Genomic DNA, 23928 nt, shown 5'->3' with positions numbered 1-23928 from the left:
CGTGACTACGGAGAGACTGATGATCTTGCGAGCAGGACAGCAACGCTGAAACTTGAAATGTCGGAGCAATCCGGCAACGACAGCCTATTGCCTTCAGAGCTTCGCGTGCAAACCGAAAGCCTAACGAAATCAGAGACGATGTAGGAAGAAAAAAGAAGATTGACATCCGCGCGGCTAGAGACCGGCCGTTAGGTCAGAGGATCCTGGTGCCGTTACGGCCGGCACCAACCGCTAGACAGAGGTTTCCACACCTCCGGGCAGCGCGTACTGCCCTACCATTCATTATAGATCGAAGAGGGTTCCGCCGCTAGGCGTGACGCGTGAGAACGCCGTCGAGAAACATCTCGAAATATTCTCAGCCGTTGGACGACGCGGCGTGGCGCGCAGTCTCGCCGAAATTGGTAACCGGTATGAGATTCTTGGTGCCGATGTCCGGCTGCGGTTTCGTGATCGCGGCGTATGGTGCGACCATCCGGGACAGAGGCACCGGGAGCACGAAGTGCGGGCAGGCCGATCTTGCACGTTGAGCTGCGAGCTCGTGTTAGTAGATGGCCGCCTCTGCGACTCGCCCGGTTGCGCTGAGAGCGCGGATCCGTAGTTGTCGTGTCGCCCGCTGCTCCCCCTCTGATTATCGAGAGGAGACAGGAATGCGACGTGTAATCGGAATTGATACCCACCGTACCTTTGGGGAAGTAGTAATCTGGGAAGATGGTCGACTGCGACACATGGGTCGGGTCGATATGACGCGAACTGCGCTGGAAGGCTTCGGCAAAACGCTTCTGACCACCGACGAGGTGGTCATCGAGGCTACCGGTAACTGCATGGCGGTCTCTCGGGTGCTGTCACCGTTCGTGAAGCGGGTAGTGATCGCCAATCCACTGCAGGTGAAGGCGATCGCGCACGCCCATGTGAAAACCGACAAGATCGACGCCGGCACGCTGGCCAACTTGTATGCAGCCGGCTACCTGCCGGAGATCTGGACACCCGATGCTGTCACGGAGCGGATGCGCCGCCTGGTGGCGCGACGCTACCAGGTTGTCCGGCATCGGACCCGAATCAAGAACGAGGTGCACTCGATCCTCTATGCTCACCTGATTCCGCAGTGCCCTCATGCCGACCTGTTCGGGCGGCTCGGTCGTGCCTGGCTCATCCGACAGCAGGTGCCGGATGACGAGCGCGCCGCGATCGAGCGTCATATCCGGGAACTGGATCGGTTGGGAGAGGATCTCGGCGTGCTTGACCGGGAGATCGCTGAGGGCGCCCTCAGCGATACGGCGATCGAACGGCTGCTCACAATCACTGGCGTCAATCTCACGGTGGCCGCCGGGCTAGTGGCGGCGATCGGCGATATAGGCCGCTTTTCCAACCCCCAAAAGCTGGTGAGTTACTTCGGCCTGAACCCACGCGTGCGCCAGTCGGGGCTTGGGGCAGCCCATCACGGGCGGATCAGCAAGGTCGGACGCAGTCATGCCCGCGCGATGCTGGTGGAAGCCGCCTGGGCAGCCGCCAAGACGCCAGGCCCACTCCATGCCTTCTTCGTCCGCGTCCGGGCCAGGCGGGGCCATCAGGTCGCTGCCGTTGCAGTGGCGCGCAAGCTGACCGTCCTGTGCTGGCATATGCTGACGAAAGAAACGAACTACCTCTGGGCACGCCCCAGTCTCGTTGCCCACAAAATGCGCGGCATGGAGTTGCAAGCCGGCCGACCGCAGAAGAAAGGCAACACGCGCGGCCCCGCCTACGCCTACAACGTCAAGAAACTCCGGAACCAGGAAATGCGCGTCGCCGAACAGGCACAGAAGGGCTACGAGCACTTTGTCGAAGCCTGGCGCCCGCGCCCGCCAAAAAAGGCGCGCGGGCGCCTCAATCCGGCAAGGCTCGAATAAGGCTGCCCGGCAGCGCTTTCAGCCGATGCACCGCGCTCCGCCACGAGGTCGCCCACGCAGCAAAATAATATCACGACCGGAAAGAAACTGCTTGTCGATCTCATCCGTACAGGCTGAGCGGCTAGTAGTGATCTGCCGAGATGAAGGGTGCGGGATGAGGTCCAAGCTCGCTGAGGGCATCGCTGGAAATAACGACCGAGCTTACATCGCCGCGAGCGGCGGGCCTGGCAATCGACCCGGGTCCCGCGATATTCAGAATGTTTGGCGTGCCAAGGTCATCGGGTTTCGGCCGCCAGCCCGCCAAGCGTTCCGGCTCGACTTTCAAATGGACCGCCTCGCGCCGATTAAGTTCGCGCAGCACGGCCGACAGATTTCCGAGACGCGGGTTGCCGCGCGGCCCGAACATGCGCATCAGATTCTTCGGGTCGATCGAGACGGCCGCACCGAGTGTATCGAAGCCGAGGGTGGCGTTGATATAATCGCGGATCAGCGCCTTGCCGGTGTAAAGGCGAGATAGATCGTCCGATGCCCGGCCCAAAATCGATCCGCCACTCCGAGACGGTTCGGCGCCGGCGGCCGTTCCGGCCTGAAGCCGGTCGGGCAGGCGGCGTCGAACCAGGCCGCGCATATCGTGCATCGCACCGCTCGGCAGGCTCAAGGCGAAGGCGACATAATCTCGCCGGACGACATCATTGCATTTGCACGTTATCATTATACATGTAATGACATGCTGACTGGAGCAAATCATGGCGACCGTAATCACCATCAATCGTCCAGACGTCGTCGCGCTTGTCGAGGAGGCTGCAGAGAAAATGACAGGCGGCAACAAGACCGAGGCGGTCGCACTGGCGATGCGGCGCTTGCTGGAGCAAGGCGCACGCGCGGGAACGTTGTTTGGGGCTCACAAGAAGTCCGTGCGGATTGCCGAAGGCGTGGACCTGACCGCACCAATTCTGGACGTAGTGCCCGACGCGGAGACTGGCAGGGAGGTCGAGCGGTGACTGAGGCTCTCCTGCTCGACACGCACATCGCCTTATGGCTCGACAGCGGCAACGACCGTTTGCATCATTCGACCCGCGCTTTGATCGACAATTGCTGGCGGAATGGCGGAACAATTTTCCTCAGCTCCGTCACGGCCTGGGAAATCGCCCTGCTTGTCGATACGGGACGGATCGAACTCGACATTCCCGTGGATGCGTGGATCGACCGTTTTCTTGATCGACCAGGCCTCGAGGGCGTACCGCTGGCGCATCGCGCCGCCGCTCGCAGCTACCAGCTTCATCATCTTGAACACCGCGATCCTGCGGACCGGCTTCTGATCGCCACGGCGATCGACCTTCGCTGCCCGCTGGTGACTTACGATGAGCGCATCACCCAATTCGGCAAAAAACGCGGGCGGCAACAAGAATTCTCGATCGAGATATGAAATTCTCGATCTGGTCAGACTTCCATTGTCTCCACGACCTGCTCGCACAGAACGATTTCGTGCAACCAACGGCTTTCAGGCGACCTATTTCGGCTTGCCGACGCCGATAGTCGATAAGGATCCGGTCCGGCGCATCCTCGGCCCCGGCCAGCGCACTGAAAATGTCTTCCCAGATGCCGCGCTCCGACCAGCAACTTAAGGGCGACGTGCATTTGACCTACGAGTCGGACGGCTTCGTCTACGCGTTCGACGTGCCGCTGGCTTCCTGACGTCACCGACGGCATAGCCGAAAGCAGGAGACTTGCCTGCAACGAGGCGCTCGCCCTTCGACGGACGCCATGCCCCTGAGACCTGCCAGCGCCTTACAGGATCTCATGGCCAAGCTTGGTACGAGGCCCCTCCCGCGTTACCGCGAAAAAAATCAGCAAACCCCTTGAAACCGGGATCGCTTTTTCTAGTTTTTGACATGCCGCGATAAGCGGTCCGGGCGCCTTCTGGGGCTCGGCGAAGACGGGTTCCGGAGGTGTCCGGTGCCTACTCGTACCCATCTTGCTCAACGGAGGATTTGGCTATGAGAACAACCTACGATTTTGCCCCCCTTTGGCGGTCGACCATCGGTTTTGACCGCCTGTTCGACCTCGTGGACGCAGCGCAACAGGCCGGCGCGGAGGACAACTATCCACCATGCAACGTCGAGCGCCTAGGCGAAGACCGCTACCAGATCTCGCTCGCGGTGGCGGGCTTCTCGGCCGATGAAATCGCAATTACCGCAGAACAAAGCGTGCTGACGGTCGAGGGCCGGAAGTCGGAAAAGTACCAGCGCGAGTTCCTGTACCAGGGCATCTCGTCGCGGCCATTCAAGCGGCAGTTCAATCTGGCGGATTATGTCCAGGTCAAGGGAGCCGCGTTCGACAACGGCTTGCTCCAGATCGAACTGGTGCGCGAGGTCCCCGAGGCCATGAAGCCGCGCCGAATTTCGATCGACGGCTCGTCCGCTCCGAACGTCCGGCAGATCGACGACAAGGCGGCCTGACCGCGAAGCAACGCTCGCATCGGCAAAGAACAGATTTCCGCAGCGGTTCGCGGCGGAAGTCGCTTGAATCGAGGAGAATAACGCTATGGGTATCAAAGATCTCATTCCCTGGAATAACGGCGGACGCGAAGTCACCATCCATCGTGGTGCCGACGTGAATCCGTTTTTTACGTTGCATCGCGAGATGAACCGCATCTTCGACGATGTATTCCGCGGGTTCGATCTTGCGCCGTTCGGATCGCCCCCACGACTGAGCGGGCTCGGCTGGCCTCAGATCGACATCGATGAGACGGACAAGGAGGTGCGCATCACAGCCGAACTGCCCGGGCTCGATGAGAAGGACGTCAGCCTAGAAATCGCAAATGGCGTTCTTTCGATCTCCGGCGAGAAAAAATCGGAATCGGAAGACAAGGCACGGCGTTTCAGCGAGCGGTACTACGGCCGGTTCGAACGGCGCATACAACTGCAGGATATCGAGGAGGACAAGGCCTCGGCCGCCTTCAAGAATGGCGTGCTGACCGTCACGGTGCCGAAATCGGTCGAAGCGAAGAATGTCCGCCGCATCGCGATCAATCGCAATGACTGACACTTTCCAACGTCCGGGCGTTCAATCGGCGATCGTCCGGTTGATTAATGGTGACGGGCGGTTGGCGCAGCCTCTTCGAAACCGCCCGCGTGCTGAGGGAGAACAATTATGGAGCAGAGCTTTCAAGCCAGGAAGACACCGTTCGACATTGAAGCCTTACTTCACCCGTCGAGGGCCTTCCGCCACCCACTGGACGTCGTGCGGGATACCGACATGACAGTTGCCGAAAAGCGGTCCGTGCTCGCGTCATGGGCTTCAGACGCATGTTCGATCGACTCCAACCCCGCGCTGCGCGCTGCCGCAACAGGGAGCGTCGTCAGTTATGACGACATCATCGATGCGCTGCAGTCGCTTGATGCTGGGCAGTCCGCGGACACGATGACCTACGCGTTCAAGCGCCGGCAGCGGCGCAGACGATGGAGCGACTGGAAAGGCCGTAGACGCGGGGGGCCAGACAACGGCGACGTTGGCTCCAGCGCGTTCGGCTGAGTCTACTCTGGATGGGCGGCAAGCTCACGAGCGGCCTTCGCCGCCCATCGTGCTCCTTGGGCGCAGCTTGTCCCGGGTGCCCGTCCACCGGTCCCACAGCAGGATTTCTCCACCTGTCTCTGACCGGCAGCAAGTCCGCCGCCAAACGCGCAGAGCCATCGGGGTCGCTCACCAGCGCTCTGAGGATCGTCACCCGAAAGTTCGCCGCCTGCGCCGCTACGCGGCAGCCGACTGACCCCTTCCCCGCTCAGACTTGCCGAATCCTCCCGTGGAGTCCAACGCACCCGGGCGAAAGTGGCCGATGGACAGCCGGGATCGTTCAGCAGCAGCCCCGCCGGGTGACGCCCATTCAGAATTGCCTCGACTGTCCGGAGAGTCATCCGCAGGACACGACCCACATAGGTCTCGTTGATTTTCTCGGCGGTGGCGATCTCCGCGATGGTTGCGTGGGTGCCGTTCTCCGGCATTTCACGCCAGCGGAATGCGCGGTGGCAATCGCTACGGTGCTCCAACGTCACCCAGCTTCTGCAATTGTGTCCTGGTAAGCGACCTGCTCCATCAACCCGCTCGCAAGGGCAACTCGATAGATCGCTTCCGCGAAACGGCGATCATCGATCAACTCCTCACGCCGATTGCGGAGCAACTGCGGCGTGTCGGCAATCGCATCTTCTATCAGTTCTATGTCGAGCGGAACCAGGACGCCGGCCGTCATGGCGAAGCCCTCGGGCGTAAAGAGCCGAGTGGCCAGCGCTGCCCCGTCCGGGAGCGAACTCTCAAGGCCCTCATCGACCAGCCAAACCTCCACGCCGCGAAACAAGTCTTTGACAATCAGGCCCGCAACAGGGTGCCGGCGTACAATACTGATGATCGCGAAGCGCGCGCGTCGCATGGCCTCGAGCATGAGTGTTTCGTCAGACCCTGGCGCCAGACGTACCGCTCTGGCATAGCGATCAATCGCCCGGGAGCGGTCCTTTGCCGTGTGGATCGCAAGGTCGAAAACGAAATTAAGATCGTCCATGCTGTCGAGGAGCAGCGTCTTGCCCTGAGCCAGACCTAAGCGCCGAGCCTGGGATATGATCGTATCCTTGGATAAAAAATCCAGTACGGCGGAATGATGCTGGCGGCTGATTTCCCGTAAATGGCGGTAACGGGTAAGCACCTCGGCGCGGCTCAACAGGGCGGCCGGCCTCTCAATGGCGTTGTCTTCCCGAAGAACGACGGCGGCGGAAACCATGTGACCTCCACGTTCGACGATGCGCGGATGACGCCGCGGCGCCACAGCATGGCCCGCTTTTAATCCAACATGCTGATTCGGGGAATTGGCAAACCTAAAATCCGAAGCGTGGCTGGGGGCAGACAGTTACCCGCTGGATGGTGACGTTACCAGCCGGCGATTGTGCCCGAGGATGGACCAGTGAGTGTTTCTGCTAACGGTTGATTAGGCGCGCCGCTGGCATCCTGCCGCTGATTCGGAGGGTGCTGCGTTGAGTGCTGAAATCATCTGGCTGTGCGACCGGCGAGCCGAAGCTGACGCAGATCGCGCAATTGACCTGCGCACTGCCGTCGACGTAGCGATCCGTGATCTGCAGGAAATACAGGCCCACTGGGGTACCGAGCTAGCGCTCGAGCGTTTGGCGGAATGCCGGTCAAATGCTCCGGACGGTGCTTGAGGCTTCGTGAACCAAGCGTGTTGGATTCTGCTCGCGCGAACGATCGGCCTCAGCCGAAAGATGTCGCCCGTTGCTCCCGCCACCCCACCGGAAACACCCGTAGCAGGCAGTCTACGTGCTGGTTCGGCGGTTGCCATCCGGTTCAGGATAGCCTCAACGATATCCGGGGCCAGTAGCGTCAGCATACGTGCTGGTCGCCATCGTCAAGAAGCGGCTTCCAACTCTCCGCCAACCTCTATGAAATCCTACAGATCCTGAGCCTCACCATGTTCGAGCAAATGCAGATGGATCAGCTACTTTCGTTGCAGCCGATCGTCGTGGTGCCGTAGCGGATTGTGTTGGAATTCGAGGCGCAGCCTGCTAATCGGTGCCGAACTTGGCCCCGTGAACTATCGGCCACAATTCCATGTCGCAGTTGACATAATCCGCGCCGGGGTGGGGTCAACACCGGCGCCTATCGCGACCCCACTCCGAGGAAGCTTTCTCAATTTTCTTCAGGACGTTACTGCTCATCCTTCCAGCGACGTGACCCCGGCGCCGTTTTACAGGCAGCGGTGGAAAAATGGCATTGGACCGCATTTCCAAGAAGGGCGAACCGTACCTGCGGCGGCTCCTCGTGCTCGGCGCCACGCCGTTGTTCGCTACGAGCGCAACAAGCCCGACCTGGCCGGGTGGGTCAATGCGTTGCTCACCCGGCGGCCGGCGCGCGTGGTCACCGTCGCAGTCGCCAACAAACTCGCCCGTATCGTCTGGGCAATCATGCAGCGTGGCGGTATCTTCCGAGAACGACCGTTCGGAATCGCCTGAAGAAAGATATATAGCTTAGATACAGTAACCGCTTCAACACCGCTCAAGACAACGAACACTGAGTCTGGCTCAGCTCCGTCACGGTCTGGGAAATCGCCCTGCTTGTCGATACGGGACGGATCGAACTCGACATTCCCGTGGATGCGTGGATCGACCGTTTTCTTGATCGGCCAGGCCTCGAGGGCGTACCGCTGGCGCATCGCGCCGCCGCTCGCAGCTACCAGCTTCATCATCTTGAACACCGCGATCCTGCGGACCGGCTTCTGATCGCCACGGCGATCGACCTTCGCTGCCCGCTGGTGACTTACGATGAGCGCATCACCCAATTCGGCAAAAAACGCGGGCGGCAACAAGAATTCTCGATCGAGATATGAAATTCTCGATCTGGTCAGACTTCCATTGTCTCCACGACCTGCTCGCACAGAACGATTTCGCGCAACCAACGGCTTTCAGGCTGCCTATTTCGGCTTGCCGACGCCGATGCTGGTCAGATCGATGCGGATGCCGGCCTTGTTCGGGTCGTCCCGCTCCTTGGCCGGCTGCGCGCCGCTGTCGGCGCTGGTCGCAGGTTTCGGCGCATCGCCCGTTTTGACAGGCTGGTCGCTGTCACCCGGCGTGCCCTTCCGTGGCGGGAGACTGCCGGGATCGGGCTCGTCGAACACATATTTGCCGTCGAAGTATCCGGTCTTCCACGCCTCGAGCGCATCGCCAAACGCCTGGTCGGCTGGCGTGCCATACCATTTCACGACGATGCGGTAGACCTTGCCGAACAGCGCGGTGCCCATTTTGATATTGGCGCAGGCGTCGACCAGGTCGGGCTTCAGCGCGCCAGCGTCGATGACGCCGAACCCTGCGGGATATTGCGTCACGCCGACGCGGACCATGGCGTGGCCGACATAGCGCCGAACGAGCGCCATCGCCTGATCCGGCGTTTTCGGCGGCGACACGAGAACGACGCGGTTGCCGGCGCGGATAGTGACGGTGAGCGGATCGGGCGATCCGACCGCACGGATGAATTTCTTGACGATCGCGGGCTTCAATACCGGATCGGCGCATTGGTGAATGGTGGCGGCATCGATCATGACGATCCCCTTCAGGTGTTGAACGCGAGCACGAGCGGCAGCCCAAAGAGTCGCGCCCAGGCCTGTGAGCTGGCTTTTTGAATGGCGAGGATGCTGCTGCCGGCGGTCCACCAGTCGTTGCCGATCGCAACGACCACGTCGGGCGCGTGCCACATCGACTGCAGGACGGGCCAGACGAGAAGCTGCTCGTAGCAGATCAGCGGCGCGCCCCGCCGGCCGGCCACCTCGACGACAGGGTTGCCGAAGAAGCTGGCCCGGGCGCCGCCGCCCTGCCCGGTCCAAGCCAGCCAGGGTTGCCACATCGAGACCGGGACCGGCATGCGCTCGCCGTAGAGAACGCGCGCGCGACCGTCGCCGGCCTCCACCATGACGTTGTCGTAGCCACCTTCGCGTGCAAGTTCAGTCAGTGGATCATCGATGGCGTCAGGCTGGCGGAAGGCAATGACAGTGCTATCTATCGACATGGCGTATCGCTCCTTTCGGGGAGGTTCTGGCAGGTTTGGACACCCGCCTCGATACGCCGCCTTCAATCAATCGTCGTCACCCAGATTCCGCCTTAGCTCCAGCCACACGCATGCGCGACACTGCCTTCAAACGTGTGCTGAAAGACTTACCGATCGGCAGCGAGTCAAGCTCGATGCACCCTACGGAGACTTTACGCTGCACAAGACCGAGTCTACCCCGGCGGTTTTCATCATCGGCGGCATCGGTGTAACCCCGGTGCGCAGCATGGTTGCTCAAGCCACCCACGACAAGACCTCGCACCAGATCACCTTGCTGCACGCCAGTCGCAGGCTGGTCGATCTGCCGCTAAGAGGCGACTTCGAGCAATTGGCCAGGGACAATCCGAACTTCGTTTATGTCATGACCGTCGAGTCCGCACCTGGCGGCTGGCAAGGCGAGCAGGGCCGCGTCGATGCCGATATGGTGAGAAAGTACGTATCAGACCTACATCAACCCATCTACTATCTGTCTGGTCCGGAGGGCATGGTCAAATCCATGCGGACTCTACTGGTGGGCCTTAAAGTCAATGAGGACAATATCCGCACCGAAGAATTTACCGGCTATTGATAACTAGTGGAGTGACTCTAACGCTTGTTTCCCCGCGGCGGTCCGAGCGCCAGGTCGACCACTTTCCGCATGGTGCCGGTCGGCAGAGGTTGCTTGCCAGGTTTGCGTGTCTTGTCGCGCGTGTCAGCTTTCGACGCCCTCCGCCATGAACCGCGCCTGCCATCACCACACCACGGGCTTGGGTTTGCCCGAGCGGCGCATGTTTTCGGCGGTACCCGCAGCCTTCGGCAGTGGCAAGATAATGTTGGCTCGCCACACGTGCTTCTGCGGCGCGCTGCCATCCGAGACGATCACCTCAAGTCGATGGCGGTCCGCTGACGTTCACGACAATTCCTGCTCTTATGCCGAGAGCTTGAACTGCTTCGGTCGATTTGGGAATCGTCCGAATGAATCAGACCACTAGCAGCGCGATAGTGACCGTTGGGCTCTGCAATGTTTAGCTCAGGGGTGATTCAAGGGTGCTCAGCATCAATGTCGAGTGAGCGAATGCGCCGCCCGCCCGCATCTCGGCCGCGACCCAAACCGCCTCCATCAGCTCCTGAGGTGTCGCTCCTGCGCGCCGCGCTGCCTTCGTATGGCCGGTGATGCAATAAGGGCATTGCGTCACATGCGCGACCGCGACCGCGATCAACTGCTTGGTCTTGCCGGAAAGCGCGCCATCCGAGAAGACGGCTTTGCTGAACGCTTGGAATGCGGCTTCGGCCTCAGGGTTGAGGCTGCGCCGCATCTCGGCTAGCTCGCGCGTAGGCTTTGGATAGGTTAGGTCACTCATGATGGGCCTCCGATCGATGCTTCAACTTCAGGAACGATACGGTCGCGTGACAGATGGGATCAAATTGCCGCCTCGCGATCCGCCGCGCCCGCTCGACAAAATGTCTCGCTGCGTTTGGTGGACAAGGCTCATTCCCCGTCCGGGACAGCCAACGATCGAAATGTTGGCTGTCGATGAGAAAGCCGAGGCAGGCCCGCATCGGCTGACCACGATAGCGGCCAGACCTCAACGCAACTGATGACCAAAATCGCGAAGCTTGCTGATATGGGCGTGCCAATCGGTAATTCTTTCGGCGAAGATCGAGCCCAGGATAGCATTCGCTTGCACCTCGATAAAAACGCCTCACGAGGCGCTCAATCATGACTTCGCCAATTCCGGTCCGAGCCATGATCTCGCGGGTGAGACGCGCGCGCCGCTCAGAACCTCCTCATGCGCATAAGGCACTAGCTGGCCCTCCCAGCCGCTAGATGAGGTCGCTCGAATGGCATCATCGCTGCTGCTTCGCGTGAACTTCTCATTAGGCGGCCATGGATTGTGGCGATACCAGGTGTCCCGCAGCCGCACGCATCGCCGCCACTGCCATCCAATCGCGGAGAAGTCCTTTGTCCTCTTTCGAAAAGGAGGCGCGTCGTTTCATGTCCTCGATCGTCTCACCGGGGTGGCAGCGCTCATAGTCTGCTCGAATGAGGGATTCGAGATATGCACGCTCGGGCTCGCTTGCAGGTCGAACAGAATTGTGAGAGTTACTCAGCATAACACTCTCCTGCATCATCTATCAACTTCTTGACGTTCACGTGCTTTACGCGGTTCTAAGGCTAGAAGCGCCCATCCAGACGGCTTTATCTGTCCGCATCCACGGCGTGCCGCCGCCCCGTGGCCTATTTTGTCACTGCCGTGCACATCCTGCGCTAAACGAATATGTCGACTGCGACTCTCCCACGAATATGCCGACTGCGATCATCCCAGCGACAATGAGACCAAGACCTCCGACCAGCATCGGCACCAAAGTACTAACGGAATCGGGCGATGACCCATCGTCACCGACATGAAACTGCTCATTGTACCTGTTAGCTTTTAACATCGTGCTTCTCCTATGTGAAAGATGAAAGACCGCGCATCGCGTTTGCCCAGGCAATCTCGTTCGCGGCCGAACCTTCGATTCTCTCTGACTCTGCTATATCTTCAGTCACGGATCGCGATCCGCGAGGCAAATCGCGACCTATCTGTTCTGTCTCAAGCCTAGCTACGGCCAGAACGTTCGGGCCTCTTAAGATGCATTAAAAATATATCTTTATTCGCCGACCGCAACCAAAACCAAGCGATGCGACCGACACCTTTTTGTGACATCTAGAGGCCTACCAGCTGTAGAGGCAGGTGCGAGCGGATTCCCCATTTGGGCGCCCCAATTGATCGGGTGACGCCGGATAGATGTTTGCAACGGGCCAAGTGGATCAATTCAAAATCGACTTGCAACGGGAGAGCCGTCCATAGAGATAGTAGCGCAGCGTTTCCGTCGGGTCATACTTGTGGACGCGAGGCGCGCGCTTGCCATAATAAGCGTAGCCGCAACGACGGCAGACCGTGAGGCCCTGCAGCAACCAGTCCGAACTCGGCGTGCGTTGGCGTGATCGCCGAATATGATGCCGGCATCGAACCCGCGCGGACCTCCAGCCTCGGTGGGTTTAACCGATTGGCTGTCGATCACTCCTGCGGTGGGACTTGCCTCTCGGCCGTCGGCCTCGCGCACCATCATGACAAGATGGTGGTTGATCTTCTGCCAAGTGCCGTCGTCGCGCCACCGGTAGAAGTACCGCTGCACCGTCGTGTAGGGCGGAAACTCCTTCGGTAGCAACCGCCACTGGCAACCGCTCTGAGCGATGAAAAAGATCGCATTCACCAATCTCCGCATCGCCGTCACACGGGGCCGGCCGCGACGGTTCTTGCAGGGCATGTATGGGGCGATCATCGCCCACTCTTCGTCTGTCGTATCGCTTGCATAACGCAGCCCATCTCGACAATATTTCGGACGGGTGATTTCAGTCCAAACCATCTTGTGCCTCCGTCGTAGCTCGCAACCACGACTGAATCACATGCGACTGAAATCACTCAACTTAATTTCGGGTCAGCCTCTAAACGCTGCCGATGCCTCCGCGGCAGGAGAATGGAAGATCCAGACTGCGACGAACCCTCAAGGCTGCTTGTCCTCGACGCGTCTTTTATTGTTTCTGCACAAATTTAATGGTGGATACCGGCCACTTACCACAATGCCCATTGATGCAAATTCGCAAGCCGTGAAACTCATCGAGTCTGACGGTCTGCACGGTTCCAGCATTACCATTACTCAGGACGACCAGTTCACTCTCGGCCTCCTGAAGCGCGTTAAGAATCGTGGAGGCGCAAGCTTTTGCCATAGGCATGTGGCGATGTCCCGGGTTCTGTTGAATTTCTGAAGAGGTCGGAGTTGCCCATCTTGAGCCGGTAGGCTCAGGGTGCTGATTCCACAAGGAGAGCAACGCCATGACGAGACGAGCGAATCGCCAAAAACGTGGCCCTTTGATGAATGCCGCTGCCGGGATTCGAGATCGTGCCTGAAGAATTCGCCCGGTTTGAGCCATGGCCGGATAAGGTGGCGGCTAATGCCGCGGCAGCCAAGCCAAGCATAATATACCCCGTTCACGTCACAATCCGACTCATTCCTTCAGAACAGGCCAGACGGACCTTCAGATATAATTCCACGGTATAAATCCCCAACCCCTGCATTCGTCGCAGAAGGAAATAGGTGGCCGGCTTTTACGCCGCCCGAAGCGGGACCATTCCGCCGCTACCGTGGACTAATTTTGCACCGCCGCTCTCATGTCGTAACGAGAGTATGCAAAACTAGCGGCCCTTCTCTCGTCGTTCGGTCTCTTACGTTCACTCTCTCCTCGTCGCGCATCCGATGTGGGGAATCAGTACCCCCGCATCGGATGCAGGCGCGGTGCTTGGCGAGTTCGGAATCTTCTTGATCAGAGACCAAACGTCTCACAAGCCGACCTGGCGTAGCTTTGCTGGCCTCAACTGAAGGCCACGGCAACACCCATCCCTACCACGGTTAGAGCAATTCCGGCCGCAAGCATCGGAATCAGACTATCGCTGGAACGCGGATCCGCCTGCCGGGCGGCGAAGTCATCGTCATCTTTTTGCGATTGGGCGGTTTTTTCAACTTGATCAGTGTCATTCATTAGAGGTCTTTCTCGGTTCCATTGGAACCGCTGTTGCAGTGCATTGATTGCAGTGCAGCACAAGACCAAGGCATCAACCCGGCAAGCGTTCCATTCATTTGCCGTGAGCACGCAACCTTTCGTGTTGTTCCTAAAACGACGGAACCGGCTTGAATCTCGGGTGGATCTCGACCAGGACGCCCGGAACATTCCGGCCAGCGCAGGTTCGGGCATTATCGACACGTACAAGGCGGTCGCGCTTTTCCGGCCGTCGATCTGCTCGCCGCCAGCGGTGAGGGTAGCAGTAAGCGTCGCAATCGCAGTGCAGAGTTTCACAGGCGGAGAATGAAGCGTCCTGCCGTGCCCGGCAAGCAAGGTGGTGAGAGCGGTGGCAAGAATGCAGCGCCCGCGGGAGCGCGGTGCGCGGCGGCGGGCTGCCCATCACGAGTCGTGAGGTTGCCGACTGTGCTGTTGACCTCGCCGAGATAAGGCGTGCCGCGCGAGCGCTAAGATTGGCCACCAAAAAGGCCCGCCGCGGAGGAGCGGCGAGCCTAATCGGAACCGGGATCAGAGGCGCGGAGACGACCACCGTTCCCGCCGGATAATGCGTAGGGCGGCTGAGAGGTTCCTAATTCAGGCTGAACGGCCGCGGCAGCAAAAAAGCCCGCCTCTCGGGGCGGGCTTAAGTTTTCGTCGGGAGTAAGGAAGCGGGGCCACAAGGGAGCTTGTGGTATCCCGTTCCGGCGGGTTAATTCACGCAATCGGAAGTTGTTCCAGCGGGGCTAGGCTATCTTCAAGGAAGGCCCGCGGCCGGCAGGAAGCGGGCCGAGTTGGGCCGCCGGGGAAGGCGCGGGCAGCTAGCATTCAAGAAGCGTCTATGGGCGCGCGCGATCCCCCTCACCCATCAACGCCAGCGCGGTCTGCTCGATGACGTGCATCGGTTTTGCGGCGACGGCCGGGCTGGCGATGTCCTCGCCGGGACGGCAGTTGCGACGACCTCGTTTATTCGGCTGGTGGCGGCTCGTCCGCACTCCGCTGTAGACGTTGAGGCGTCCGACCCGGACATCATCATGAGGCGCTTGGCGACCTCGGAAAGGACCATGACCCCAGTGCCGGCATCTCAAGGAAGCTTGACAACATCACGCAATTAAAGGGCCGAATAACAGTCCCAGAGCTGGCCGAAGGATTCCTTCAGTACGTAGGCCGTGTTCAGCCGCTTGTTCGCCGCCAGCAGCAGCTTGAGCGATCTCCTGCCTTCCAAGCTGAGGTTTTCGTGGTGCGCGAGCAGCGTGTATTTCTGCCCCTTAATGAAGCGACGACCCTTTGCCGCTAAGCCGCGCGTATTCGGTCTTGCGGACCTTGTCGAGAGCTAAGGCGGAATCTGGGTGACGACGATTGATTGAAGGCGGCGTATCGAGGCGGGTGTCCAAGCCTGCCAGAACCTCCCCGAAAGGAGCGATACGCCATGTCGATGGATAGCACTGTCATTGCCTTCCGCCAGCCTGACGCCATCGATGATCCACTGACTGAACTTGCACGCGAAGGTGCCCGCCGAATGTTGGCTCAGGTGCTGATTGCCGAAGCCGACGCCTTCGTCGCCATGTGGAAGGACGTAAAGTTGGCGGATGGTCGCGACCGCATCGTGCGTCACGGCCACGGTCCGCATCGCGCGATCCAGACCGGAGTCGGACCTGTCGAAGTCCGTCGCGCCAAGGTGCGCGATCGGGGCGACGTGGAGGCGGAGGAGAAAATTCGATTTTCCTCGGCGATCCTGCCGAAATGGGCGCGGCGGACGAAGAGCCTCGATGCGCTGTTGCCGGTTCTCTACCTACGCGGAGTGGCGACCGGCGATTTCCAGGAGGCCCTCGCCGCCCTATTAGGCAAGGACGCGCCGAACCTGTCGCCGGCCGTGATCTCGCGGCTGACGGCGGAGTGGCAGGCGGATTACGACGCCTGGCAGAAGCGCGATCTCTCGGCACGGCGATACGTGTACGTGTGGGCGGACGGGGTCTACCTTCAGGCCCGGATGGAAGATAACGCCGAATGCATGCTGGTGCTGATCGGCGCAACGCCTGAAGGCAAGAAGGAACTTGTCGGCTTTCAGACTGGAGTCCGCGAGAGCGCGCAGAGCTGGCGCGAGCTGCTCATCGACATCAAGCAGCGTGGGCTCGAGATCGCGCCGGACCTCGCGGTCGGCGACGGTGCGCTCGGCTTCTGGAGGGCGATCGAGGAGGCCTTTCCCGCTACCCGGCACCAGCGCTGTTGGGTTCACAAGACGGCCAACGTGCTGAACAAGGTTGCGCTCTCGGTCCAGGTCAACATGAAGGCAGACCTTCGTGAGATTTACGACGCGCCGACCCGCGCGGCAGCCGAGGTCGCGATCGACGTATTCGCCGAAAAATACGGCGCCAAGTACGACAAGGCGGTTGTCTGCCTGACGAAGGACCGGGAAACTCTGCTTGCCTTCTTCGACTTCCCTGCCGAGCATTGGGACCATCTGCGCACGTCGGATGAGATCGACAAGCAGTTTCTTTCCGGTCGTGATATTATTTTGCTGCGTGGGCGACCTCGTGGCGGAGCGCGGTGCATCGGCTGAAAGCGCTGCCGGGCAGCCTTATTCGAGCCTTGCCGGATTGAGGCGCCCGCGCGCCTTTTTTGGCGGGCGCGGGCGCCAGGCTTCGACAAAGTGCTCGTAGCCCTTCTGTGCCTGTTCGGCGACGCGCATTTCCTGGTTCCGGAGTTTCTTGACGTTGTAGGCGTAGGCGGGGCCGCGCGTGTTGCCTTTCTTCTGCGGTCGGCCGGCTTGCAACTCCATGCCGCGCATTTTGTGGGCAACGAGACTGGGGCGTGCCCAGAGGTAGTTCGTTTCTTTCGTCAGCATATGCCAGCACAGGACGGTCAGCTTGCGCGCCACTGCAACGGCAGCGACCTGATGGCCCCGCCTGGCCCGGACGCGGACGAAGAAGGCATGGAGTGGGCCTGGCGTCTTGGCGGCTGCCCAGGCGGCTTCCACCAGCATCGCGCGGGCATGACTGCGTCCGACCTTGCTGATCCGCCCGTGATGGGCTGCCCCAAGCCCCGACTGGCGCACGCGTGGGTTCAGGCCGAAGTAACTCACCAGCTTTTGGGGGTTGGAAAAGCGGCCTATATCGCCGATCGCCGCCACTAGCCCGGCGGCCACCGTGAGATTGACGCCAGTGATTGTGAGCAGCCGTTCGATCGCCGTATCGCTGAGGGCGCCCTCAGCGATCTCCCGGTCAAGCACGCCGAGATCCTCTCCCAACCGATCCAGTTCCCGGATATGACGCTCGATCGCGGCGCGCTCGTCATCCGGCACCTGCTGTCGGATGAGCCAGGCACGACCGAGCCGCCCGAACAGGTCGGCATGAGGGCACTGCGGAATCAGGTGAGCATAGAGGATCGAGTGCACCTCGTTCTTGATTCGGGTCCGATGCCGGACAACCTGGTAGCGTCGCGCCACCAGGCGGCGCATCCGCTCCGTGACAGCATCGGGTGTCCAGATCTCCGGCAGGTAGCCGGCTGCATACAAGTTGGCCAGCGTGCCGGCGTCGATCTTGTCGGTTTTCACATGGGCGTGCGCGATCGCCTTCACCTGCAGTGGATTGGCGATCACTACCCGCTTCACGAACGGTGACAGCACCCGAGAGACCGCCATGCAGTTACCGGTAGCCTCGATGACCACCTCGTCGGTGGTCAGAAGCGTTTTGCCGAAGCCTTCCAGCGCAGTTCGCGTCATATCGACCCGACCCATGTGTCGCAGTCGACCATCTTCCCAGATTACTACTTCCCCAAAGGTACGGTGGGTATCAATTCCGATTACACGTCGCATTCCTGTCTCCTCTCGATAATCAGAGGGGAGCGGCGGGCGACACGACAACTACGGATCCGCGCTCTCAGCGCAACCGGGCGAGTCGCAGAGGCGGCCATCTACTAACACGAGCTCGCAGCTCAACGTGCAAGATCGGCCTGCCCGCACTTCGTGCTCCCGGTGCCTCTGTCCCGGATGGTCGCACCATACGCCGCGATCACGAAACCGCAGCCGGACATCGGCACCAAGAATCTCATACCGGTTACAAACCCGATCGAGAGCGTATTCGCGACAGTGCGTCATCGAACCGTGCGGACAAAGGGCGCGCTATCGGCAAAGACCGCCAAGCTCATGGTGTTCAAACTCGTCAATGCCGCCGCAAAAACATGGCGCCGATTGAACGGCGAGAACCAGTTGCCAAAGGTCGTTCAAGGCGTCAAATTCAAAAACGGAATCGAGGTCACTGAAATGCCGGCTCACCACGCCGCCTGATCAACCTCGTCACCCAAAATCCCGCATAGCTCCGCGCCAATGTCGGGACCTTCCATGCCATCAGCTTGTGACCTTGCGCCGGCGCGTCTTCGATGGCTTTCCGTGCGGTCGCGTCAACTTCGGTAATGTCGAAGCTCCTGCCCTGTTCGAGGCCGATCCGCTTCATGCGTGTGAATCGGCACAGGGGTCAGATCGCTGCAGGTGCCGGCAGTAACGCCATGAAGACAATCGAAAAAAGCCGATCAGAATGGGGTCACGATCGGCACCGACCGTGACCCCACTCCGACTTAGATTCCGTTACTTGTCACAAGAAGTTACCGCTGTAGCTTCAAGGGGCTTTGTTCAGCGCCGGTTGGTTTACAGCAGGTTCAGCGAGTCATCGACGGCGAGACATACTCGCGCGTGATTTGAGAACTGCGGACTATGGCTGGGCCTTGCGGTCGACCTGGATCGCCTTTCCAAACCAGTCAGGCACCTCCGCTACTTGAGCACTGACGACATTTTCTGGCACGTCCTGCCAGAACGCTACAATCGCCTCCGAAAACGCCTGAAATTGCTCGTCGGTCACTTTGAGATGTGTGTGATCCAGAAAATTCATTCCTGACGATTGCCCCGACGAATCGCGAAATGGATCGTCAAGGTACTGAGGATAGTTCTGCTTCAACTCATCAAACGATTTTCCCGCGCCATGTTTGTAAACGTTGACCACTAATCGACACGCATCGAGCGTGGAGAAGTAATCGGTGCTGCGGAGTTTCCAGCCCAAGCTCTCCAAGAGGTCGGCAATTTTGATAAAGTCCGCCGACCAGACCCTCGAAAATGCTGTCTCTCCACGATGCCAGTGTTGCATTTCGCGCACTAGCCAATCTCGCAGCTGTTTATCCCACTCGTGGAACATCCCGGCGATGACGCTGCGGTGGGTTTGGTCACGCATGTCGCTTAGGAGTTGGTAGAACTCAATACCGGCATCGTGGGCCGCCTCGTAGAATTCTCCGGGATCGTGTCGGTCAGGGTCGAACCGGTCGCTACTTTGCTCCAGCCAGTCTTCTGCTGCCTTGTCAGCTTCCGCTTCCAAATTGTCGAACTGTGAGAGAAGGCGCTTGCGCGCCTGATCCACGTAGAAAGCGTGACGTTTGATAAGTGACTGCCGGAAGGGGCCCCACATCTGAAACAATACGTAGTCGCTCATGCCGGGCCTCTCTCATCGCGTTCACTACCCTTTTTGGACGGGATAACGAAGAGCTAGCCGCGGCTGCGCTGTTTGAGCTGCATCATAACGTTCGCCTCGTCCCCACCGTCCGCGTCTGCTTTTTAATTCGTTGGTGGTGACTTGTTTTTGTGCTTCACCGCGTCGGCCCGCCTTCGTTCGCGATATCCTTGTTTAGCTGCGTCTCAAGCGAGTTGATGCTCTTGAGCACTGCCTCGAAACTTGGAGGGTCGCCGAAGATCATGCCTTGCATGGCCCTGTAGTCGGTGCGCAACTGCTCGATCATCTCGTCATGAGGCGCGAGCGCGAAGGAGCCGGGTGCGGCGGTTGCGAGGTCGTAATCCGGTCGATTGAAAAACATCCTGGCGTGCGCAACGCAGTCCGCGCCGAGCGCGGCGTCGTCAATGGCGGCGGCACCCACAGGTGCTGCGGTGAGCCGGTGCAGGTCATAGTAGTGACGGGACACTCGCTGCCCCCCGCCGCGCAGTTCGCCGCGCTTGTCGAACCAGCGCCGCAGGCCATGGAGGATGACGACCTTGTCCCAGAAGGTGCGTTCGGGATCGACGGTCCGGACAGCCGGCACTGTCAGGTCAAGCGCCGGCAAGTCATCGTCGACATATGCTTTGATCGGCACTTCGCTGTTCGGGTCTAGCGCGGACTTCGCACCCGACTCGATTTTGATTGCCGCCCGTACATAGTCCGACCGAGGTGTCGCGGCGGGATACCAGATCAACAGGGTCTGTCCGTCGGAATCGGCGCCGTCCGCTTCCACCCGAGCGTCGCCGGCGCTGAGGCCGGCGGCCTGTAGACGTTTCTGTAAAATCGCCGTCAATTCAGCCCGCAGTGGGCCGTTGATGTAGGCTTGGCAGGCTTCCTTTATCGCGTCGAGGCGCGCCCGGCGTTTGTTGCGGCTCAAGACGTTGAGCTCCTCGATGGTCGCCGGTTCGCCGATGTCGTCGCGAAACACCGTAACGTCGATGTCTTCAGAGAAGCGGTTGATCAAGCCGAACCCTTTAGACAATGAAGTACCGCCCTTGAAGAGGAGCCGGGGCCCACGTTCACTGAGGCCGTTGAACAAGGCATCCAGCGTCCAACAAACCCAGAAGTCCTTCTCGATGTTCTGAGATGCCGTGCCGAGGCGCTGCGCGGTCGTGTCGAAGGCGCTCAGCATCGCGGCAGGTCCAGCTGCGAGAACTTCATCGAATGCCGGGTTCATGCCTTTGCCGCCTTGGTCGTCGCGCGTTTGGCGGTCCGAGCTTTCAGTGACGAGTGTGGTTTCGGGTTTGACTGCGCCCTGATGGTCTTGTGGTGATCATCATCACCTGCCTTGTCGTGTCGCTGGCGATCTTGATCGGCCGCAGCATGAACATTGTCAGGATGTTGACCACGATCGTCAGGATCGGTCTCGATCAACGGCTTGAGGAAGACGAGCATCCATGTCGGAAGCGCGGTCATGCCCGCGGCGAGATCGGCCTTGAGCGGCGGTCCCACAGCCGGATCTTCGAAGAGCTTCGCGAGCTTGCGCTGGATTTGCTCGCTTTCGCCATCGCGAACCAGGAGATCGCGTAGCCAATGAAGCGCCTGGACGACGCGCATTGCGGGCCGCCCGGCCCAAAACAACTTGCTGGCGGCGGTCGGACGAAAGGTGATTGTGGCATTGCCAAGCTTGATTGCACGGCGACGGGCATCGGTGTGCACGACGATTTTGGCGGGTACGGCGTCGGTAAGACCCAGATCGTTTGCGGCGGTCATACCGTCGACAAGCATCCGCGTTTGGTCGCGGCGCCCGACGGCGTCGATGACGGAGCGCGGATCAGGCGGATTTGGTTTCTGGGTGAGTTTGTTGAATCCGGGCTGATCGTAAAGGCCGCGATCGATCCGCCTGAGGGCTTCGGCCTTCGTCAATCGCTGAAGTGTCTTGTCGACGGCGTCCCGCGACGCCAAATCGACGAAATCACTGGGTGTCCAAACCTTGCGCGGCTCATCCGCACGGATGCGGCCGAGCATCGCTGTTTTCAGATCGGGTGAGTCGCTTTTCATGTCTGAAAATTGTAGCACTTCTTCGGACGATCTGCGAATCATGTGTCCGAAACTATTACACAAATTTCGGACAGTCTCACGCCCTACCCTACCCCTCTATCCCCCGCTATCAGTCTTTCAAAGGATTCCCCAGGCTCGGTATCGCCCTCGTCCCGTCGCCTCGCGCAGCCCGAGCTCGCCGACCAGGTCTTGGGCGGCCCGCGGCGTGATCTTCAACTCCGCCGCGATCATGCCGGCCGAGACGATCGGCCGGGTCAGCACGTAGTCGAGAAGGGCCGGCAGCCGGGAGGTCGAGCGGCGACCGTCGAGCTTGCGGGTCAGGAGGGTGCGGGTCAGCCAGCGGTCGTGCTCTTTGAGCCCGGCCTCGGCGGCGGCCGCGATCGCCTCGAGCCCGACGGCAAGGCGCCCGGCGCTGTCGCGCGGTCGTCGCCGCTCGCGCGGAATGGCTTTGAGGCCGTCATGGAGACAGGACAGGTGCGAGCGCGTCTTGCCGCGCTGGCGCAGCACGCTAGCTGCGAGCAGACGTCCGAGCCACGGGGTGTGCTGCAGCGGTTCGAGCGCGCTCCAGGCCTCGGCCGTGATCGCCGCCGCCAGCGCCGGCGGCAGCGTGCGGGTCTGGTCGATGACGACGCGCCACGCATCGAGGCGTTCCTCTTCGTCCCAATCGAGATCGTAGACCAGCGGGTCGCGCTCGGCGGGCGTCTGGTGGCGATCTCGTGCGCGAGGGTGCGGTCGGCTTGGGCGATCGCCGCGTCGACCGCGGCGAAGACGTCGGCCAGCCGTTCGTCCGTTGAGGCTACGCCAAGCGGCTCAGCCGCGTCCACCTCGCCGTCTTCCAGGTCGCGTGCCTCATCCGCTTCCTCCTTCCGGTTCGCTCCTCCCCTCCACTCCGTCGCCCTCCCCGCCCCGTCCGCGCAAGCCGGCGAGCCCGGCTGGCGACAGCGCCCAGTCGGGTTTGCCGTCGGCGATGCGCCGTCGGGTGCGCAGCACGGCATGGGCCCGGGTCAGCTCAAAGGTCGGGGCGCGGACGTCCATGCCGGCGTCGTGGAGCACGAAATCGTCGAGGTGGACCAGCGCGCCTTCCAGCCATAGGCAGGCCGCGGCGTCGGTGAAGTGAGTGCGGGCGATAAAACCGGCGCGGATCGGGCTTTTGGCGAGGCGCTCGTCGAGCCGGGCCAAGAAATCCTCGGCGGCGGCGAGCGGGCCGGCGAGTGTCGAACTGCCCTTAAATCTGCAACATAGGATCACGTCGTTTCAGCAGGTTGCGTGTGGCTATTGCGGACAGCACTGCCCTCGAGGCTGCGACATCGCTGGGGTGGTCTGTCGCAGTTGGGTCACAAGATACCCCAGGCCTTGTAGCGTTCGCGGCCGGTCAGCTCGCGTGGAACCGAGCCGATTTCCTTCATCATGAGGTCGACCGCCCGCGTGGTCACGCGCAAGGCCTTCGCCGCCATGGGGACCGTCACGACCGGGTGCGAGATGAACAGATCGACGAGTTCGCCGAGCCGCGAATTCTTCCTCCTGCCCTTGAGTTTCAGGCTCATGACCCGATGCGCGAGCGCCAGCCGATCGAGTTCCTTGTAGCCGGCGCTCGCGGCGGTCTCGATCCATTCGAGGAAACCGACGATCCGCTCGTAGGGTTGATGATGGCTCGCGCGGCGGTATTTTGCGTATCGTCCGCCGCAATCGACCGCCGCCAGATGATACTTCGTTTTCCCCTTTGAACGCAGAATGAGCGCGGCCATGAGGCCGGCCCGCCAGCTGCTGCGCTGGATGGGTTCGAGCCGCAGCCACTGATCCCAGGCGATGGCGGCAGCGATGAGGGCTGGCAGTTTTTCGACCTCGCTGATGGCGGTGCGCCAGGCAAGAAGTCGCTCGGATTCATTCCAGCCGGGCTCATAGATAAACTCGTCGCGTTGGCGGCCCTCGGCCTCGCCTGCCCACTCGCCTTCGAGACCCAGGATGCCTGCGTCGGAGAGGGGCCAGTCGATGGCGCGCCGCGCTACCATGCGCCGAGCCCGCAGCACCATCCAGGCGTGGCTCGTAGCTTGATCGACGATCTTGTGGTTGGTGTTGGCGTCGAGCAGTACGAGATCTTGGAGGTCGACGAGCTGGCCTTGCATCCAGAGGTTAGCGCAGGCTTCGCGGAAGTCGCTGCGTGACTGGTATCCCTGGCGAAACGGGGACGATTTCAGGCGCTCGTCAAGCCGCAGCAGCGCGTCGCTGGCGCGCTCGAAGGCCGGGCTGGCCGCAACCTCGGCGCCGATCCGCAACGGGGCAATCATCGCGCCACCCGCATTTCTGTTGATGGGCCGTGACGTCCAGAGGATTGGGCTCGACT

General features: G+C 60.8%; 19 protein-coding genes and 6 pseudogenes. 11 read left to right on the top strand and 14 right to left on the bottom strand.

Features of this window, described 5'->3' with window-relative positions; translation table 11 throughout:
* The first annotated feature begins 665 nt into the window (after nt 1–665).
* Entirely contained in the window at nt 666–1883 is a 1218-nt protein-coding gene (locus NHAM_RS22060; RefSeq protein ID WP_198137033.1) for an IS110 family transposase, read from the top strand.
* A 121-nt stretch (nt 1884–2004) separates the two neighbouring features.
* Here the strand turns inward: NHAM_RS22060 and NHAM_RS24300 are convergent, their stop codons facing one another.
* The gene (locus tag NHAM_RS24300; protein WP_157043841.1) at nt 2005–2520 is read right to left on the bottom strand and encodes a hypothetical protein; all 516 of its coding nucleotides are present in this window, start codon (nt 2518–2520) and stop codon (nt 2005–2007) included.
* A gap of 109 nt (nt 2521–2629) precedes the next feature.
* Between NHAM_RS24300 and NHAM_RS27790 the strand changes: the two genes are divergently transcribed.
* The 5 genes from NHAM_RS27790 to NHAM_RS22030 all read left to right on the top strand — a co-directional run bounded on the left by NHAM_RS27790 (nt 2630) and on the right by NHAM_RS22030 (nt 5417).
* Entirely contained in the window at nt 2630–2884 is a 255-nt protein-coding gene (locus tag NHAM_RS27790; RefSeq protein WP_011504828.1) for a hypothetical protein, read from the top strand.
* Nucleotides 2881–3309, top strand: a complete 429-nt coding sequence (locus NHAM_RS27785; RefSeq protein ID WP_011504829.1) for a type II toxin-antitoxin system VapC family toxin — start codon at nt 2881–2883, stop codon at nt 3307–3309. The genes NHAM_RS27790 and NHAM_RS27785 overlap by 4 nt, the downstream gene beginning before the upstream one ends.
* A gap of 571 nt (nt 3310–3880) precedes the next feature.
* Nucleotides 3881–4342, top strand: coding sequence for a small heat shock protein HspB (gene hspB / locus NHAM_RS22040; protein ID WP_011504830.1), 462 nt, complete (start codon nt 3881–3883; stop codon nt 4340–4342).
* Between the two features lie 85 nt (nt 4343–4427).
* The gene (locus tag NHAM_RS22035) at nt 4428–4928 is read left to right on the top strand and encodes an Hsp20/alpha crystallin family protein (protein ID WP_011504831.1); all 501 of its coding nucleotides are present in this window, start codon (nt 4428–4430) and stop codon (nt 4926–4928) included.
* 213 nt (nt 4929–5141) lie between these two features.
* Nucleotides 5142–5417, top strand: a complete 276-nt coding sequence (locus NHAM_RS22030; protein WP_245270101.1) for a hypothetical protein — start codon at nt 5142–5144, stop codon at nt 5415–5417.
* Between the two features lie 514 nt (nt 5418–5931).
* On the opposite strand, the gene NHAM_RS22025 is transcribed toward NHAM_RS22030, so the two are convergent.
* The gene (locus tag NHAM_RS22025; protein ID WP_011504834.1) at nt 5932–6651 is read right to left on the bottom strand and encodes a hypothetical protein; all 720 of its coding nucleotides are present in this window, start codon (nt 6649–6651) and stop codon (nt 5932–5934) included.
* A 974-nt stretch (nt 6652–7625) separates the two neighbouring features.
* On the opposite strand from NHAM_RS22025, the pseudogene NHAM_RS28685 reads away from it, so the two are divergent.
* Together NHAM_RS28685 and NHAM_RS22015 are read left to right on the top strand one after the other, a co-directional pair.
* Nucleotides 7626–7894 (top strand): annotated as a pseudogene (locus NHAM_RS28685) (IS110 family transposase); the annotation flags it as partial.
* A gap of 92 nt (nt 7895–7986) precedes the next feature.
* Nucleotides 7987–8268, top strand: coding sequence for a type II toxin-antitoxin system VapC family toxin (locus NHAM_RS22015; protein ID WP_347336465.1), 282 nt, complete (start codon nt 7987–7989; stop codon nt 8266–8268).
* An 84-nt stretch (nt 8269–8352) separates the two neighbouring features.
* Here NHAM_RS22015 and NHAM_RS22010 read toward each other — a convergent pair whose 3' ends face one another.
* Both NHAM_RS22010 and NHAM_RS22005 read right to left on the bottom strand, forming a co-directional pair.
* Nucleotides 8353–8976 (bottom strand): TraH family protein, encoded by a 624-nt coding sequence (locus NHAM_RS22010; RefSeq protein ID WP_011504836.1) that lies wholly within the window; start codon nt 8974–8976, stop codon nt 8353–8355.
* Nucleotides 8977–8987: 11 nt separating this feature from the next.
* Nucleotides 8988–9359: pseudogene (locus NHAM_RS22005) on the bottom strand (nitrilase-related carbon-nitrogen hydrolase); the annotation flags it as partial.
* A gap of 346 nt (nt 9360–9705) precedes the next feature.
* Here NHAM_RS22005 and NHAM_RS27780 point away from each other — a divergent pair.
* Nucleotides 9706–10047 (top strand): FAD-dependent oxidoreductase, encoded by a 342-nt coding sequence (locus NHAM_RS27780; RefSeq protein WP_049769474.1) that lies wholly within the window; start codon nt 9706–9708, stop codon nt 10045–10047.
* Between the two features lie 436 nt (nt 10048–10483).
* On the opposite strand, the gene NHAM_RS21995 is transcribed toward NHAM_RS27780, so the two are convergent.
* The 4 genes and pseudogenes from NHAM_RS21995 to NHAM_RS25815 form a co-directional block, all read right to left on the bottom strand.
* Nucleotides 10484–10819 carry a carboxymuconolactone decarboxylase family protein gene (locus NHAM_RS21995; RefSeq protein WP_011504838.1) on the bottom strand — a complete coding sequence of 112 codons (336 nt, stop codon included), beginning with the start codon at nt 10817–10819 and terminating at the stop codon, nt 10484–10486.
* Nucleotides 10820–12461: 1642 nt separating this feature from the next.
* Nucleotides 12462–12869: pseudogene (locus NHAM_RS21985) on the bottom strand (IS5 family transposase); the annotation flags it as partial.
* A gap of 1003 nt (nt 12870–13872) precedes the next feature.
* Complete coding sequence (locus NHAM_RS27775) at nt 13873–14040, bottom strand: hypothetical protein (protein ID WP_198137063.1); 168 nt, start codon at nt 14038–14040, stop codon at nt 13873–13875.
* Nucleotides 14041–15166: 1126 nt separating this feature from the next.
* Nucleotides 15167–15307, bottom strand: a complete 141-nt coding sequence (locus tag NHAM_RS25815; RefSeq protein ID WP_245270117.1) for a transposase — start codon at nt 15305–15307, stop codon at nt 15167–15169.
* A 177-nt stretch (nt 15308–15484) separates the two neighbouring features.
* Between NHAM_RS25815 and NHAM_RS21970 the strand changes: the two are divergent.
* Nucleotides 15485–16561: pseudogene (locus NHAM_RS21970) on the top strand (IS256 family transposase); the annotation flags it as partial.
* Between the two features lie 72 nt (nt 16562–16633).
* Here the strand turns inward: NHAM_RS21970 and NHAM_RS21965 are convergent.
* Nucleotides 16634–17851 carry an IS110 family transposase gene (locus NHAM_RS21965; RefSeq protein WP_198137033.1) on the bottom strand — a complete coding sequence of 406 codons (1218 nt, stop codon included), beginning with the start codon at nt 17849–17851 and terminating at the stop codon, nt 16634–16636.
* 261 nt (nt 17852–18112) lie between these two features.
* Here NHAM_RS21965 and NHAM_RS21960 point away from each other — a divergent pair.
* Nucleotides 18113–18340: pseudogene (locus NHAM_RS21960) on the top strand (IS256 family transposase); the annotation flags it as partial.
* Between the two features lie 421 nt (nt 18341–18761).
* On the opposite strand, the gene NHAM_RS21950 reads toward NHAM_RS21960, so the two are convergent.
* The 5 genes and pseudogenes from NHAM_RS21950 to NHAM_RS21925 form a co-directional block, all read right to left on the bottom strand.
* Nucleotides 18762–19529, bottom strand: a complete 768-nt coding sequence (locus NHAM_RS21950) for a hypothetical protein (RefSeq protein ID WP_011504843.1) — start codon at nt 19527–19529, stop codon at nt 18762–18764.
* 154 nt (nt 19530–19683) lie between these two features.
* A complete protein-coding gene (locus tag NHAM_RS21945) occupies nt 19684–20763 on the bottom strand; it encodes a nucleotidyl transferase AbiEii/AbiGii toxin family protein (RefSeq protein ID WP_041359478.1) in 1080 nt (359 codons plus the stop codon).
* Nucleotides 20760–21587, bottom strand: coding sequence for a DUF6088 family protein (locus NHAM_RS21940; RefSeq protein ID WP_041359477.1), 828 nt, complete (start codon nt 21585–21587; stop codon nt 20760–20762). The genes NHAM_RS21945 and NHAM_RS21940 overlap by 4 nt, the downstream gene beginning before the upstream one ends.
* Before the next feature lie 117 nt (nt 21588–21704).
* Nucleotides 21705–22835, bottom strand: a pseudogene (locus NHAM_RS29500) (RHE_PE00001 family protein).
* Nucleotides 22836–22921: 86 nt separating this feature from the next.
* Nucleotides 22922–23872, bottom strand: coding sequence for a DUF1612 and helix-turn-helix domain-containing protein (locus NHAM_RS21925; RefSeq protein ID WP_011504846.1), 951 nt, complete (start codon nt 23870–23872; stop codon nt 22922–22924).
* Nucleotides 23873–23928 lie beyond the last annotated feature (56 nt).

The sequence above is a fragment of the Nitrobacter hamburgensis X14 genome (assembly GCF_000013885.1).
GTDB classification, from domain to species: domain Bacteria; phylum Pseudomonadota; class Alphaproteobacteria; order Rhizobiales; family Xanthobacteraceae; genus Nitrobacter; species Nitrobacter hamburgensis.
The sequence above is the reverse complement of the archived record's forward strand: the minus strand, read 5'-3'. Positions and strand labels throughout refer to the sequence as shown.

Excerpts from the sequence above, each read along its gene's own strand:
- NHAM_RS22010 (WP_011504836.1), bottom strand. The coding sequence starts at position 8,976 with ATGATCGATGCCGCCACCATTCACCAATGCGCCGATCCGGTATTGAAG.
- NHAM_RS21925 (WP_011504846.1), bottom strand. The coding sequence starts at position 23,872 with ATGATTGCCCCGTTGCGGATCGGCGCCGAGGTTGCGGCCAGCCCGGCC.
- NHAM_RS27790 (WP_011504828.1), top strand. The coding sequence starts at position 2,630 with ATGGCGACCGTAATCACCATCAATCGTCCAGACGTCGTCGCGCTTGTC.
- NHAM_RS22025 (WP_011504834.1), bottom strand. The coding sequence starts at position 6,651 with ATGGTTTCCGCCGCCGTCGTTCTTCGGGAAGACAACGCCATTGAGAGG.
- hspB (WP_011504830.1), top strand. The coding sequence starts at position 3,881 with ATGAGAACAACCTACGATTTTGCCCCCCTTTGGCGGTCGACCATCGGT.
- NHAM_RS22030 (WP_245270101.1), top strand. The coding sequence starts at position 5,142 with ATGACAGTTGCCGAAAAGCGGTCCGTGCTCGCGTCATGGGCTTCAGAC.
- NHAM_RS21950 (WP_011504843.1), bottom strand. The coding sequence starts at position 19,529 with ATGAGCGACTACGTATTGTTTCAGATGTGGGGCCCCTTCCGGCAGTCA.
- NHAM_RS21945 (WP_041359478.1), bottom strand. The coding sequence starts at position 20,763 with ATGAACCCGGCATTCGATGAAGTTCTCGCAGCTGGACCTGCCGCGATG.
- NHAM_RS24300 (WP_157043841.1), bottom strand. The coding sequence starts at position 2,520 with ATGCACGATATGCGCGGCCTGGTTCGACGCCGCCTGCCCGACCGGCTT.
- NHAM_RS22035 (WP_011504831.1), top strand. The coding sequence starts at position 4,428 with ATGGGTATCAAAGATCTCATTCCCTGGAATAACGGCGGACGCGAAGTC.
- NHAM_RS21940 (WP_041359477.1), bottom strand. The coding sequence starts at position 21,587 with ATGAAAAGCGACTCACCCGATCTGAAAACAGCGATGCTCGGCCGCATC.
- NHAM_RS21995 (WP_011504838.1), bottom strand. The coding sequence starts at position 10,819 with ATGAGTGACCTAACCTATCCAAAGCCTACGCGCGAGCTAGCCGAGATG.
- NHAM_RS27780 (WP_049769474.1), top strand. The coding sequence starts at position 9,706 with ATGGTTGCTCAAGCCACCCACGACAAGACCTCGCACCAGATCACCTTG.
- NHAM_RS27775 (WP_198137063.1), bottom strand. The coding sequence starts at position 14,040 with ATGAATGACACTGATCAAGTTGAAAAAACCGCCCAATCGCAAAAAGAT.